The organism is Paracoccus sp. S4493, from assembly GCF_000967735.1.
Classification (GTDB): Bacteria; Pseudomonadota; Alphaproteobacteria; order Rhodobacterales; family Rhodobacteraceae; genus Paracoccus; species Paracoccus marcusii.
In genome coordinates this window covers 1-367 of the sequence record NZ_JXYF01000175.1, presented here as the reverse complement: position 1 = coordinate 367, position 367 = coordinate 1, and the positions used below count along the sequence as shown (strand labels likewise).

At 65.9% G+C, this 367-nt stretch carries 1 protein-coding gene; it reads right to left on the bottom strand.

What is annotated here, in order from left to right:
• Positions 1–20: 20 nt before the first annotated feature.
• Positions 21–367: transposase (locus TW83_RS15970; RefSeq protein ID WP_157001679.1), on the bottom strand; the 347-nt coding region annotated here is incomplete at its 5' end.

Sequence of the window (367 nt, the reverse complement as noted above, 5' to 3'; positions counted from 1 at the left end):
GTAAGCGCGACGTCGCGGCCCTATGCGGTGAGGCTTGACGGCTGTGCGTGCCGCCAGGGCATGAGGTCTTCGATGCGGGATTTGGGGTGTCCGTCGAGGATGGCGCGGAGGGTGTCGGCGAGATAGTCGACGGGGTTCACGCCGGCCATTTTGCAGGTGGCGACGAGCGAGGCGAGCATGGCCCAGTTCTCGGCGCCGACCTCGTTGCCGGCGAAGAGGGCGTTCTTGCGGGTCAGCGCGATCGGACGGATCTGGTTTTCGACCGGGTTGGTGTCGAGCTCGAGGGTGCCGTCGTCGAGGAAGCGGATCAGGCCGGGCCAATGCGCGAGGGTATAGCGGATATCCTCGGCCAGAAGGGATTTCTGCG